Annotated in this window: 11 protein-coding genes; 6 read left to right on the top strand and 5 right to left on the bottom strand. The window is 70.3% G+C overall.

Annotation, left to right across the window (positions count from 1 at the left end; all coding sequences use genetic code 11):
• The first annotated feature begins 130 nt into the window (after positions 1-130).
• From EJP67_RS01305 to EJP67_RS01280, 6 genes are all read left to right on the top strand, one after another.
• A complete protein-coding gene (locus tag EJP67_RS01305) occupies positions 131-2,056 on the top strand; it encodes a reverse transcriptase family protein (protein WP_126018607.1) in 1,926 nt (641 codons plus the stop codon).
• Positions 2,057-2,060: 4 nt separating this feature from the next.
• On the top strand, positions 2,061-2,624 hold the full coding sequence (locus EJP67_RS01300; RefSeq protein WP_126018605.1) for a GNAT family N-acetyltransferase: 564 nt from the start codon (positions 2,061-2,063) through the stop codon (positions 2,622-2,624).
• Positions 2,625-2,942: 318 nt separating this feature from the next.
• Entirely contained in the window at positions 2,943-4,025 is a 1,083-nt protein-coding gene (locus tag EJP67_RS01295) for a GNAT family N-acetyltransferase (RefSeq protein ID WP_126018602.1), read from the top strand.
• Positions 4,022-4,879, top strand: a complete 858-nt coding sequence (locus EJP67_RS01290; RefSeq protein WP_126018600.1) for a PA4780 family RIO1-like protein kinase — start codon at positions 4,022-4,024, stop codon at positions 4,877-4,879. The genes EJP67_RS01295 and EJP67_RS01290 overlap by 4 nt, the downstream gene beginning before the upstream one ends.
• A gap of 36 nt (positions 4,880-4,915) precedes the next feature.
• Positions 4,916-5,848: an ABC transporter substrate-binding protein gene (locus EJP67_RS01285; RefSeq protein WP_126018598.1), complete on the top strand. Its 933-nt coding sequence runs from the start codon at positions 4,916-4,918 to the stop codon at positions 5,846-5,848.
• 96 nt (positions 5,849-5,944) lie between these two features.
• Positions 5,945-6,451 carry an SET domain-containing protein gene (locus tag EJP67_RS01280; RefSeq protein ID WP_126018595.1) on the top strand — a complete coding sequence of 169 codons (507 nt, stop codon included), beginning with the start codon at positions 5,945-5,947 and terminating at the stop codon, positions 6,449-6,451.
• Here EJP67_RS01280 and EJP67_RS01275 read toward each other — a convergent pair.
• From EJP67_RS01275 to EJP67_RS01255, 5 genes are all read right to left on the bottom strand, one after another.
• Positions 6,448-6,906, bottom strand: a complete 459-nt coding sequence (locus tag EJP67_RS01275) for a vWA domain-containing protein (RefSeq protein ID WP_240650459.1) — start codon at positions 6,904-6,906, stop codon at positions 6,448-6,450. The two genes, EJP67_RS01280 and EJP67_RS01275, sit on opposite strands and share 4 nt — an antisense overlap.
• Before the next feature lie 191 nt (positions 6,907-7,097).
• Complete coding sequence (locus EJP67_RS01270; RefSeq protein WP_126018590.1) at positions 7,098-8,177, bottom strand: magnesium chelatase ATPase subunit I; 1,080 nt, start codon at positions 8,175-8,177, stop codon at positions 7,098-7,100.
• Positions 8,174-11,977 (bottom strand): cobaltochelatase subunit CobN, encoded by a 3,804-nt coding sequence (cobN, locus tag EJP67_RS01265; RefSeq protein WP_126018588.1) that lies wholly within the window; start codon positions 11,975-11,977, stop codon positions 8,174-8,176. Before cobN ends, EJP67_RS01270 begins: the two co-directional genes overlap by 4 nt.
• Positions 11,978-11,989: 12 nt before the next feature.
• On the bottom strand, positions 11,990-13,060 hold the full coding sequence (gene cobW / locus EJP67_RS01260) for a cobalamin biosynthesis protein CobW (RefSeq protein ID WP_126018585.1): 1,071 nt from the start codon (positions 13,058-13,060) through the stop codon (positions 11,990-11,992).
• A 119-nt stretch (positions 13,061-13,179) separates the two neighbouring features.
• Positions 13,180-13,857 (bottom strand): energy-coupling factor ABC transporter permease, encoded by a 678-nt coding sequence (locus tag EJP67_RS01255; protein WP_126018583.1) that lies wholly within the window; start codon positions 13,855-13,857, stop codon positions 13,180-13,182.
• Between the last annotated feature and the right edge of the window lie 12 nt (positions 13,858-13,869).

The following is a 13,869-nucleotide window of genomic DNA, read 5'->3' as shown; positions in this document are numbered from 1 at the left end:
AAGCTCATCGGCGTCACCATGGCCATCCGGCGTCGAGTGGAGCCCTCCAGTCCCGAGGCTCTTCGACGAGATTCCCGCTTCGTTCGCAACCTTTCTCTTCCAGCAGTGCATCGGCCGGTGGCGCAGCGCCATGACCATGCAGTCTCCCGCCTCCTCTTCTTCCATTCCCGACTCCGCGCTCACCCGCGAGGAGCTGTACGAGCGCATCCGCAAGAGTTCCAAGCAGGAAGTCGTCCTCGAGGAAATGCAGCGCCTGGGCTTCTGGCCGCGCGACGCAGCGCAGCCGACGGTCGAGGAGCAGTTGATCCGCCGAGAGGGCGAGCTGCAGACGGCGCTCTCGAAGCTCGGCAGCGAACTGCGCGGCATCGAGGACCGCGACCGGGCCCTGAAGATCATGCGCAAGGAGCGCATGGCCCGCGCCCGCGAGCGCCGCGAGGAAACCCGCCAGCGCGCAGCACAGGGCCGCCACGCGCGCGCCGTTGCATGGCACGAGCGGCGCCAGCGCGAGCTGCTCTACGTGGGCGACGGCGTCTCCGGCGGCCTCAACGACGCGCACAGCGACAGCCAGGCACTGGCCCGCAACGCCCTGCCCGCGCTGGACCACGTGAGCGATCTCGCGCAGGCCATGGGCATCGGCCTGGGCGAGCTGCGTTTTCTCGCATGGCATCGGGAGGTGTCGAGCGTGAGCCACTACCAGCGCTTCACCATGCCCAAGAAGAGCGGCGGCGAGCGCCACATCTCCGCGCCCATGCCGCGGCTGAAGCGCGCGCAGTACTGGGTGCTCGACAACATCCTCGCGAAGATGCCGGTGCACGAGGCCGCGCACGGCTTCATGCCGGGCCGCTCGATCCTCACCAACGCCGCACCGCACGTGGGCCGCGACGTGGTCATCAACCTCGACCTGAAGGACTTCTTCCCCTCCATCGGCATGCGCCGCGTGCGCGGCGTGTTCCGCCAGCTCGGCTACTCGTCGCAGGTGGCGAGCCTGCTGGCACTGGTGTGCACCGAGGCGCCGACCGACGAGGTGCAGCTCGACGGCAACCGCTATTTCGTCGCGCGCGGTGACCGCGTGCTGCCGCAGGGCGCGCCCACCAGCCCGATGATCACCAACCTGCTGTGCCGCCGGCTCGACGCCCGCCTGTCGGCAAGTGCGGCGAAGCTGGGCTTTCGCTACACGCGCTACGCCGACGACCTGACGTTCTCGGCAGGCCCCGAGCACAGCCGCGACACGGCCAAGCTGCTGTGGCGCGCGAAGCAGATCGTGGCCAGCGAGGGCCTCACGCTGCACCCCGACAAGCAGCAGGTGATGCGAAAGCACCGCCAGCAGCATGTGACGGGCATCGTCGTCAACGACAAGCTCTCGGTCGACCGCGACACCCTGCGGCGCTTCCGCGCGGTGCTGCACCAGGCCGAGCGCAACGGCCTGCAGGGCCTGCAATGGAACGGCAACAGCGACGTGATCGGCGCGCTGCGCGGCTATGCCAACTTCATCGCGATGACCGATGCGGCGCGTGGCGAGCCGTATCTGCAGCGCGTGCGCGCGCTGGCGGCGAAGCACGAAGGCGGCGCGGCACCGAAGACGCAGGCATCGCAGCGCAGGCTCGGCGCAGGCGAGTTCCGCAAGCAGTCCGCTGCGGGCAAGGCGCCATGGCCGGCGTGGTGGCAGCCGGCGGAAGCGGCTGCACCGGTGCTGGAGAAAACCGCCGAGCAGATAGCGGAAGAGAAGAAGGCGCAGCGGGAAGCGGCACGCCCGCAACCGGTCGCGGCCAGCCCGGCGCCGGCGCGCGCGCCCGCCACGGCACAGCCCGCTGCCGCGCCGGCTGCAAAGCAAGCACCGGGCGCGCTCTCTCAGATCGGCTGGGTCGCCAGCATGATGCTGCAGGCCCTGTACGTCGTCAGCGTCTTCCTCTCGGGAACCAGCCCGCTGATATGGCTGATGACGGGCGGCGTCGCCATCGGCAACTTCGTGCAGCGCAAGTCGGGCTGGCTGCGCTTCATCGTGGCGATCTTCATATCGTCGGCGCTGGCCTCCCTCGTCCACAGCATGAAGAACTGAAGGCATGTTCAGGGCCGACGCACCGATCACGCTGCGCCGGCTCTCGCGTGCCGATTTCGCGATGCTGTCGCGCTGGCTCAGCGAGCCGCATGTGGCGCGCTGGTGGAACCACGAGACATCGCAGGAAGCCATCGAGCACGACTTCGGCCCGTCGGTGGACGGAAGCGACACGGCCGAGATCTACATCGCATCCACCGAAGGCCGGGACTTCGGCCTTGTGCAGCGCTACACCTTCGAGGACAACCCCGGCTACATCGACGAACTCTCGCCGCTGGTGGAAGTGCCGGGCCCGGCACTGAGCATCGACTACTTCGTCGGCGAGCCCGATGCGCTGCGACGCGGCCTGGGCGCGGCGATGATCCGCACGCTGGTCGATGCCACATGGCGCGACTACCCCGCTGCACCATGCATCGTGGTGCCGGTGTCGGCCGCCAACGCGGCCTCTTCTCGCGTGCTGGAGCGCGCCGGTTTCCATCGCGTGGCCGAGGGGCCGCTCACGCCCGACAACCCGATCGACGGAACCGCGCATTTCGTCTATCGAATTGGTCGGCCCGGCACCACGCGATGATCCGGCGCGTGCGTCAAAACCGCGCGGCACTTCACAGCACGCGGCAAGCCCGCTACATTCACCGCTTCGACAACCACGCAGCAAAGGAGGTACGAGATGGAAAACGCCGTAATTCATGCCCCCCATATCGTGCGGTTTGTCGGGCCTCATCTGAACTGATCGTTCAACAGCAAGCGCCGACCGCCTAGCCGGTCAGCCGTCGCGGCCACCCTCACCGGCCGCAGCGCCCACCGAACCGCCCCGATTCAAACAAGACGCCGCCGCAGGCACGCCCGTGCCTGCGGTGCCCCGTTCATTTGTCGAATCAAGGCAGCAACCATGCTTGAAAACAGTGCCGCGAACGCGCGGCATACCGTGACAACGGTGTTCGATCCCCAGCGCGCGAGCGAAGCCGACTGGGCCAGTTTCCTGACCTACTGGCGAGTGCGCGCCGCGGAAGACTTTCCCGGCGACCCCGTTGCCCCCGATGCCGATACCCGGCACAACGTGCTGCGCTTCAATCCGCTGTACGAGTTCCACCGCGTGCTGGCCGTCGGAGCGCATGGCGAATTCATCGGCAGCCTCAGCACGAGCTTCCGCCGCGAAGGCACGCCCGAGCACGAGGCCTTCGCACCCTTCCTCGAAACCTGGGGCGGAGTGCTGCGCCCGCACCGGCGCCGGGGCGTGGCGAGCGCCCTGCTTCACGCGCTGCTGCAGCTGATGGAGGCGCGCGGCAAGACCGTCGCGACCGTCAAGACCCACCTGCCCGAGGGCCACGCCTTCCTGCAGGCCATCGGCGCCGCGCAGAAGCACCGCAGCGTCGAGAACCGCATGTACTTCGCGGATCTCGACTGGCGCGAGCTTGCACGCTGGCAGGCCGAAGGCTTCGCGCCCGCCCACGGACTGCGCGCGGAGGTGCATGCGGGCCGTGTGCCGATGGAGCGCTTGGCGACGCTGATGGCGCCGCTCTCCGCGCTGCTGGGCGATGCGCCCACCACGCTGCTCGATCGCCCTCCGCTGCGCTACGAGCTGGAAGACTTCCCGCACTGGTACGCCGACATGGACCGGCGCGGCGGCGAACACTTCCTGGTGCTGCTGCTCGACGGCGACGAAGTGGTCGCGGTGTGCGAGGCCTCCTGGAACCTGCAATTCCCCGACCGCATGCACCAGCGGCTCACCGCCGTCGACAGACGATGGCGCGGCAAGGGCCTGGCCAAGGGAGTGAAGGCCGCGATGCTGCAGCTCGTGCACGAGCGCCACCCCGAAGTGACGCTGGCCTACACCCACAACGCCGAAGTCAACGCGCCGATGCTTTCCATCAACCACCGGCTCGGCTACACGGAATACAGGCGCGACGGCTTCTACCAGCTGGGCACCGAAACATTGCGGGCCTATCTCCGCAGCCGGGAGGTGCGCCCATGAAGGTACCCGAACGACTCCAGGCGCTGGTCGACGAAGGCCTGATCGACTCCGTGGTGCGCCAGCTCATGAGCGGCAAGGAAGCCATGGTCTACGTCGTGCGCTGCGGCGAGGAAACGCGCTGCGCCAAGGTCTACAAGGAAGCCGACAGGCGCAGCTTCCGCCAGGCCGTGGACTACACCGAGAACCGGCGCGTGAAGAACAGCCGCGAGACGCGCGCCATGGCCAAGGGCACGCGCTTCGGCCGGCGCGTGACCGAGGCCATCTGGCAGAGTGCCGAGGTCGACGCGCTCTACCGCCTGGCCGCTGCCGGCGTGCGCGTGCCCGCGCCGCACAACTTCCTCGAAGGCGTGCTGCTGATGGACCTGGTGACCGACGCCCACGGCGACGCCGCCCCGCGTATCGGCGACGTGGCCTTCCCGCCCCGCGACGCGCTGCGCCACCACGCCAGCCTGCTGAGGGAGGTGGTGCGCATGCTGTGCGCCGGCATCGTGCACGGCGACCTCTCGGAGTTCAACGTGCTGCTGGCAGAAGACGGGCCCGTGATCATCGATCTGCCGCAGGCCGTCGACGCTGCGGGCAACAACCACGCGCAGCGCATGCTGCTGCGCGACGTGGCCAACCTGCGCGGTTTCTTCGGCCGCTTCGCTCCCGCGCTGCTGGAGACGAACTACGGCGAGGAGATCTGGCACCTCTACGAGCGAGGCCAGCTGCGCCCCGAGACGGAGCTGACCGGCCGCTTCGCGCAGGCGAGCGGCCCGGTCGACCTGCGCGGGCTGATGCGCGAGGTGCATGACGCGCGCGCCGAGGAAGAAGCGGCCCGTCGCTTTCGCATGCGCGCGCCGCGACGACAATAGCCGGCGCGCCGACGATGCCCGTCCTGTTCCGCTCCGATGAACTCCTCCACCCTGCAGCCCTTCCCGTTCTCCCCCTCCATCGCCGCCCGGCAGGTCGCGAAGGCCGCCGCCTTCGTGGCCCTGGGCCTGGGCGCCGCGGCATCCCATGGCGCCGGCGTCCGCCTGGAGGACGACCGGGGCACCACGGTCGAGCTGCAGGCGCCGGCGAAGCGCATCGTGTCGCTGATGCCCTCGCTGACCGAGACCGTCTGCGCGCTCGACGCCTGCGACCGGCTGGTGGGCATCGACCGCCATGCCAACTGGCCGGCCTCGGTGAAGGGGCTGCCGCAGGTGGGTGGCATCGACGACGCGAACGTCGAACGCATCCTCGCGCTCAAGCCCGACCTGGTGCTGCTGCGCCCTCGCAGCCGCGCCGCCGAGCCGCTGGAGCGGCTGGGCCTGAAGGTGCTGGCGCTCGACGCCAAGACCCACGCCGACATGCGCCGGGTGATGGAAACCGTGGCCCGCGCCACCGGCCGCCCCGGCGCGGGCGAGGCCTACTGGCGCAAGCTCGACGCCGGGCTGGACGCAGCCAGGGCCCGCGTGCCGGCCGGCTGGCAGGGCCGGCGCGTGTATTTCGAAGTGCATGGCGGCATGGCCGCGGCCAGCGAGAGCTCCTTCATCGGCGAGACGCTGGCCCGCCTCGGCCTCGGCAATGCCGTGCCGGGCACGCTCGGCCCCTTCCCGAAGATGAGCCCCGAGTTCGTGGTGCGCGCCAACCCCGACGTGCTGATGGTCTCGGCCCTCGGCGAAATATCCGCCATGGCCTCGCGGCCCGGCTGGTCCGCCATGTCCGCCATCCAGCGTGGCCGGGTGTGCAGCTTCGCCTCGGCGCGCTTCGACCTGATGATGCGCCCCGGCCCACGGCTCGACGAGGCGGCCGATGCGATCGTGGGCTGCCTGGCGTCCCTTGGCGAACCCAGGCCCTGAACAGATGCCTGTCATCCGCCGGATCGAAACAGCGTTGACACTCCAGCGGCAAGACAACGCCAACAACAACGCGCCAGACGGCCCCTCCTCCCCTCCATGAAGCACCACAAGCGAACCTCGTCCACTCCCTTCGTCCGTGTCGGCCCCAGCGGCGTGCACGGCCTCGGCGCCTTCGCCACCCGCGACCTGCCGGCCGAAGCTTTTCTCGGCCTCTACGAAGGCCGCCGCTACACCAAGGCCGAGATCGCCACCAAGGTCTGGGACGACCAGCTCACCTACCTGTTCACCCTGTCGAACAACGAAACCATCGACGGAGCCAAGGGCGGCAACGCCACCCGCCACCTGAACCACTCCTGCGAGCCGAACTGCGAGGCAGTGGAGGAATACGACGAGGGCGGCGAACTGGTGCTGAAGTTCCAGACGCTGGTGGCGGTGGACGCGGGCGACGAGCTTTTCATCGACTACTCGCTCACCGCGGACGACGGCTCGCCGCCATCGAAGTACCCCTGCCATTGCGGTTCGCCGAACTGCAGGGGGACGATGCTGGCGCCGCCAGAGGAAACGCCGTCCGAAGCGGCATCGGCTGACGTGCAGCCCGCCTAGGCGCCGTCCGCCGCCAGATAGCGCGCGTCCCAGTTTTCGGCCAGTTGCCTCGCGCGGTGCAGCGGCAAGCGCGCCGCCTCGAAGTCGACCACGCACACCACATCGGCCGACCCGGGCCGCTCGGGGCTTTCGCTGCTGCGGCCATCGGTCAGCAGCCACAGCCAGTTCTGCCGGGTTCCGCTCTTCGCAAGCAACTGGTCGGCGCGCCGCACGCCCAGCGCGAGGGGCGTGCCGCCGCCGGCCGCGATCGGGGCGATCCAGTCGTCGTTCCAGGCGCTGGCGCGGCGCGGCGGCAGGCGCAGCTCCACGACATCGCCCGCGAAGCACAGCAGCGCGACATGGTCGCGGCGCTGGTAGGCCTCCTGCATCAGCGCCAGCAGCAGGCCCTTGGCGCGGGCCAGGTTGCCGTCGTTGCGCATCGAGGCCGAGCAGTCGAGCAGGAAGCAATGGAGCACGCCACTGCGCGCTTCTTGTGGGCGATGGCGCAGATGCCCGGCGCGCAGCCGGTCGGCGCCGCGTGCCGCGAAAGTGCGCGGCCAGTCGAAGGCCGGGCCCTGCTTCGCGGGCCCGTGCCATGCGTCCCTTTGCGGGCCCTGCCTCCGGTCGCCCTGGCGTGCGCCAGCGGGCGGTGCGGCGTGCCGGAGGCTCAGGCTTTTTTTGGGGTTGGCTGCCGCTGGCGCGAGTCGATCAGCGGGCGCAGCGGCTTCACGCGCTCAATGCCGACGGGCTCGGGGGGCATGGCGCCCCAGTCACCGTCGTCCGGGCTGCCTGTGCTGTTCTTTCCGTCCGCATCGCTGCTGGCCTTGCCGCCCGCTTCGGGCGGCGCAGTCCGAGGAGCGGGAGCTTCGGCCTCCGGCTTGCGCCGGTGCAACAGCACGGCCTCGGCCACTCGTTGCACATGGTCCGACTTGACGGCCGCTGCACCTTCCCACGCCGCAAGAGCACGGGCCGAGCGCAGCATCACGAGGTCGGCACGCAGCCCATCGACGGCTGCGGCGATGCACATCTCGCTCACCGCCTCGTGCACCGCATCGGTGTACGGCAGCGCCGCCGCGTCGGCCACGAGCGCGCGTGCACGCACCAGCGCCGCCGACAGCTCGTCCTGCGCCTGCGCATGCCTGTCGCGAAAGCCCTGCGGATCGGCATCGAAGGCCAGCCGGGCGCGCACGATGGCCTGCCGCTCGGACGGGTCGTCGATGTTGCGCAGCTGGACGCACAGGCCGAAGCGGTCGAGCAGCTGCGGGCGCAGCGTGCCCTCCTCCGGGTTCATGGTGCCCACGAGCACGAAGCGCGCGGCGTGACGGTGCGAGATGCCGTCGCGCTCCACCACATTGACGCCGCTGGCGGCGGCGTCGAGCAGCGAATCGATGAGCGCGTCGGGCAGCAGGTTGATCTCGTCCACGTAGAGCACGCCGCCGTGCGCGCGCGCGAGCAGGCCGGGCGCGAACTGGAGTTCGTGGCCCGCCATCGCGCGGCCGAGGTCCAGCGTGCCGACCAGGCTCTCGAGGCTCGCGCCCAGCGGCAGCGTGACGAAGGGCGCGTCGGGCAGCAATTCGGCAAGCGCGCGCGCCGCGGTGGTCTTGGCGGTGCCGCGCGGTCCTTCGATCAGCACGCCGCCCAGGCCGGGATCGACGGCGGCCAGCAGCAGCGCCTGCCGCAGGTGCGGCTGCCCCGCGATCGCGGAAAAAGGAAAAGGCGCCGGCATGGCGGCGGCGGTGATCGTCATCGGAGGCTTCCTTCCATCCGCTGCTCGTGGTCGAGCAGCAGGTTCTCGAGCCGGGCGCGGTAGTCGCCGGGCGATTGCCAGAGGCCGCGCTGCATGGCTTCGAGCAGGCGGCTGAGCATGTCGTGCAGCGCGCGCGGGTTGTGTTCATTCACGAAGTCGCGGGTGGCGTCGTCGAGCACGTAGGCGTCGGCCACCATGGCGTACTGGTGGTCGCCGACCACGCGCGCGGTGGCATCGAAGCCGAACAGATAGTCGACCGTCGCGGCCATCTCGAAAGCGCCCTTGTAGCCGTGGCGCTTCACGCCGTCGATCCACTTCGGGTTGACGACGCGCGAGCGCACGACGCGGCCGATTTCTTCCTTCAGCGTGCGCACGCGCGGCGCCTGCGGGTTGCCATGGTCGCCGTGGTACATGGCCGGCTGGCGGCCGCTCAGGTGGCGCACGGCGGCCGCCATGCCGCCCTGGAACTGGTAGTAGTCGTTGGAGTCGAGCAGGTCGTGCTCGCGGCTGTCCTGGTTCTGCATGACGACGGTCATCGCGCGCAGCCGGCGCCTGAGCGCGTCGGCCGCCGGCACGCCGTCGCTGCCCTGTCCGTAGGCATGGGCGCTACCGCCGACGTAGGCCTTCGACAGATCGTCGTCGCTTTGCCAGTCGCCACGGTCGAAGAGCGGCTGCAAGCCGCTGCCGTAGCTGCCCGGCGCCGAGCCGAACACTCGCCAGCCGGCCTGCGTGCGGGCCGCTTCGGGCGCCATGCCCTGCGCCTGCAGCGCGGCGGTCTCGCGCAGGATGCGTGCTCGGATCGGATTGCGCTCCTCGTCCTCGTCTTCCTGCGCTGCCACGGCCTGCACCGCTGCATCGAACATCTGTACGGCATTGGGAAAGGCGTCGCGGAAGAAGCCCGAGATGCGCAGCGTGACGTCGATGCGGGGACGCCCGAGCCCTACCGTGGGCAGCACCTCGAAATCGACCACGCGCTGGCTGCCCGGCGCCCACCTCGGCCGCACACCGATCAGCGCGAAGGCCTGCGCCAGGTCGTCGCCGCCGGTGCGCATGGTGGCTGTGCCCCAGACCGACAGGCCCATCGCCGACGGGTAGTCGCCATGCTCCTGCATGTGCCGCTCGACCAACTGCGCGGCCGACTTGAGGCCCAGCATCCAGGCCGTGGGCGTCGGGATAGCACGGGTGTCGACAGCGTAGAAGTTGCGGCCGGTGGGCAGCACGTCGGGCCGGCCGCGCGAGGGAGAACCGCTCGGCCCCGGCGGCACGAAGCGGCCCTGCAGGGCGCGGGACAACTGGCGCAGCTCCTGCGCGCCGCAGGCGTCGAGCGCGGGGGCCAGGCTTTGTGCGATGCGGCTCATCACGGCTGTTGTCTTCGGCAACCCGGGCGGGTACTCGCCGGCTTCGAGCAGCCGCTGCGCCAGCAGCTCCAGCCGCTCGCGCGTGTCGCCCTGGTGCCGCCATGCCCCGGTGCTCACCGATTGCAGCAGCGCGGGGCGCGCACCCTGCCAAGGCCGGGCCGCGTCGATGTCGAGCGGGTCGAAGGCGTCGTCCGGCAGAAGGTCTTGCGAAAGCGCGCCGAGCAGCCCGGCATTCGCGCCAGCGCCGTCGGCGGCCGGATAGCGCGCCAGCGCCAGCAGCGTGTCGCGCCGCAGCCGACCGCTCGGCGAAGCGCCGAACACGTGCAGTCCGTCGCGGATCTGCGTTTCCTTCAGCTCGCAGAGATAGGCGTCCACGCGCGCGAGCACGGCGTCGTCTTCCTCCGCGCCGGGCATGCCCAGCTCCTCGACCAAATGCTGGGCGCGAACGGCCGTGAGGATCTGCGCGCGCAGCACCTTCGCGCGGCGCGCGTCGACCAACAGCGCGTCGTAGTACTCGTCGACCTGGCGCTCCAGGTCCTGCATCGGCCCGTGGTTCTCGGCGCGCGTGAGCGGCGGCATGAGGTGGTCGACGATGACCGCCTGCGTGCGCCGTTTGGCCTGAGCGCCCTCGCCCGGGTCGTTGACGATGAACGGGTACACGTTGGGCAGCGGCCCGAGGATCGCGTCGGGCCAGCAGGCCTGCGACAGCGCGATGCTCTTGCCCGGCAGCCATTCGAGGTTGCCGTGCTTGCCCACGTGCACCACCGCGTCGATGGCGAAAGCCTCGCGCAGCCAGAAATAGAAGGCCAGGTAGCTGTGCGGCGGCACCAACTCGGCGTCGTGGTAGCTCGCGTAGTCGGCGGCGCCCAGGCTGCCGAGCGCCCGCGCGGGCTGGATGCCGACGAACACGCGGCCCAGCCGCAGGCCCGCGATCATGAAGCGGCCGTTGCGCAGCATCGGGTCTTGCTCGGGCGTGCCCCAGCGTTCGTCGATGGCGGTCGCCATGCCATCGGGCAGCCGGGCCAGGCACGCCCGGTAGTCGGCCAGCGCGAAGCTCTGCCACGCCGGCCGCGAAGCCCACTGCGACGGGTCGTTGGCGATGCCTTCCTGCAGCCTGCGCATCAGCGCGTCGCCGTCTGGGGGCATCACGCCGGGGTCGCCGAGCGCATAGCCTTCGGCCGCCATCGCCTGCAGGATCGCCATCACGGAGGCCGGCGTGTCCAGTCCCACTCCGCTGCCGATGCGGCCTTCGCTGCCCGGATAGTTGGCGAGGATCAGCGCGATGCGTTTCTCTTCCGCGCGCAGGCTGCGCAGCCGGCACCAGCGCCGCGCCAGCTCGGCCACGAAGGCGATGCGGTCGGGCTCGGGCTGGTAGTTCACCACCTCGGTCTGCGTGAGCTCGCAGCGGTGCGACAGGCCCTTGAAGCTCACGGCCCGCGTGACGATGCGGCCGTCCATCTCGGGCAGCGCGATCTGCATCGCGATGTCGCGCGGGCGCAGGCCCTGGCTGTCGGCCAGCCAGTCCTCCCGGTTGCCGCCGCTCACGATGACCTGGAGCACGGGAGCGTCGCCGGCGAGCTCCACGCCCTCGCCCTGCCCCAGTGCCGCGAATGCGGTCGTGTTGAGCACGAGTTGCACGTCGTGCTCCGCGCACAGCTCGCGCAGCGTGGACAGGCACAGCGGGTCTTTGAGCGAATCGAGCGCGACGGGCAGCGGGTTCAACCCCTGCGCGGTCAACGCCGCTGCCAACGCATCGAAGGCGGCCGTATTGCCCGACAGCAGGTGCGACCGGTAGAACACCAGCGCCACCACCGGCGCGCCCGCGTGCCAGCGGGCGCGCAGATCGTCGATGCCGGCCACCGTGTGCGAAGCGCCCGCCCCGCCCGGCACATGCAGCGCCACCTGCGGCAGGCTGCGCGGCGGCAGCGGCGCCTCGCCATGGCCCAGGCCGTGGAAGGCCACCGCGCGCAGGAACTGCATCGCGTTGCCCGCCCCGCCGCTGCGCATGTACTGCCAGAGCTGGCGGCTCACGTCGCGCGACAGGGTGCCGCGCGCGAGCAGGTCTTCGTCCTCCTGCAGGTCGCCGGAGAACATCGCGAGCTGCTGGCCCTTGCGCCTGGCCAGTTTTTCGAGCTGCTGCAGCCCGTAGGCCCAGGCCGATTCGGCGCCCAGGTGGTCGACCACCACCACGCGCGCATGCTGCAGCACCTCGTCGACGTAGAGGTCGAGCGATGCCGGCTGTCGCAGGTACATGAGGTTGGCCAGCCGCAGCGACGGATAGCCTGGGTCGGTGGCCGCCAACGCAGTGCGCGCGGCGGCGAGCAGCGCGAGCGTGGTGTCGGCCGAGCTGAGCACCACGATGTCGCCCGGTGTCTGGTCGAGACGGGTGACGACGCTGTCGTCCTCGACGAAGCGTCCGGGCTGGGTGCTCAGCAGGTGCATGCGCTCGGGGCGTCAGGCGGTGGCGACGGCGCCCGCCTCTTCGAGCGCCTTGCGCAGCGCGCCTTCGTCCAGGTCTTCGCCGATGAACACCAGCCGCGTGCGCTGCGCCTCGCCGTCGCGCCAGCGGCGGTCGAAGTGGTGGTCGAAGCGCCGGCCCACGCCCTGCACCAGCAGGCGCATCGGCTTGCCCGGAACGGCGACGAAGCCCTTCACGCGGTAGATGGTGTGCTGCTCGACCAGCTTGCCGAGCACGGCCAGCAGGCTGTCGCGGTCCACGGGCGGCAGCTCGATCACGAGCGAGTCGAACTCGTCGTGGTCGTGGTCTTCCTCGTGGTCGTGGTGGCTCTCGCGCAGGTGGATGGTGGCCTCGGCCGCGCGGCCCTGGCCCAGCAGCAGCGCGAGCGGCAGCCGGCCTTCGCTGGCGGCGACGATCTTCACCTCGGGCGGAAGCTCTTCGCGCACCAGCGCCTCGACCTTGGCGCGCGCCGCGTCGTCCATCAGGTCGGTCTTGTTGAGCACCACGAGGTCGGCGGCCGAGAGCTGGTCTTCGAACAGTTCGTGCAGCGGCGATTCGTGGTCGAGGTTGGGATCGGCGCGGCGGGCTTCGTCGACGGCCTGCGGGTTCTCGGCGAACTGGCCCGAGGCGGCGGCCGGGCCGTCGACCACGGTGACGACCGAATCCACGGTGAAGATGTTGGCGATGTCCGGCCACTGGAAGGCCTGCACCAGCGGCTTGGGCAGCGCGAGGCCCGAGGTTTCGATGAGCACCGCATCGAGTTCGCCGCGCCGCTCGGCCAGCTGCAGCATCACCGGCAGGAACTCTTCCTGCACGGTGCAGCAGACGCAGCCGTTGGCCAGCTCGTAGAGCGCGCCTTCGCGCTCGTTGCCTTCGTCGTCGCAGCCGATGCCGCAGCCGCGCAGGATCTCGCCGTCGATGCCCAACTCGCCGAACTCGTTGACGATCACCGCGATGCGGCGGCCTTCGGCGTTGCCGAGGATGTGGCGCAGCAGCGTGGTCTTGCCGCTGCCGAGGAAGCCCGTGACGATGGTGACGGGGATCTTGGCGTTGCTTGCTTGTGTCATGGGAGAAGGTCTTTCAGGCGCCGCCGGCGATGGCGGCGGCGCGATGGGTGGGCGGCACACAGGCGCCCGGGCAGGCACCGCGGCGCCCGCGGGGAAAGGAAGCGCGCGAGAAGCGCGGATCAGGCGCCGCCGTACAGGCGACGCTCGACGAGGGCGGTGCCCTGCAGCCGGCGCCATGCCTTGGCAGCAGCCAGCACGCCCAGGTCGACCAGCGGCTCGACCAGCACGACGGTCATGTAGGCAGCGCCGAAGCTGGCGATCTGGCTCACGTTCTCGATGCCGGTGCCGCGTCCGTACAGCGCCCAGAAGCCGACCCACACCACGATGCCGCCCTGGTAAGCCACCGAGAGCTTGAAAGCCTCGCGGTAGCCGATGTCCACATAGGCCAGGTTCTCGGGAATGATGCGGCGCGCCAGCGCGGAAGTGGCGAACAGCGGCACCAGCAGCGTGGTGACGTTCATGCCGTATTGCGGAATGTCCTGCGGCTCGAAGAAGAGGCCCTGGATCAGCAGGCCGCCAGCCAGCCCGATGGCGGCGGGCGCGAGCCCGAACACCAGCAGCAGCGTGGTGCCCAGGATCAGGTGCACCTCCGACACGCCCACCGGGTGGTGCGGGAACACCTCGAAGAAGCAGAACACCAGCGCCACGGCGATGGCGGAACGCAGCGCCAGTGCGGCGGGCCCGTCCTTCATGAGCGTCTGGAACGCGACCTTGCCGGTGTAGGCAAGCGCGGCTGCCGCCGTAGCGTAGCTGAGGAATATCTTGGATCCGTCGACTAGACCTGGTTCGATGTGCATCGAGCACCTCCT

This window comes from Variovorax guangxiensis (genome assembly GCF_003952165.1).
Classification (GTDB): domain Bacteria; phylum Pseudomonadota; class Gammaproteobacteria; order Burkholderiales; family Burkholderiaceae_C; genus Variovorax; species Variovorax guangxiensis.
The sequence above is the reverse complement of the archived record's forward strand: the minus strand, read 5'-3'. Positions and strand labels throughout refer to the sequence as shown.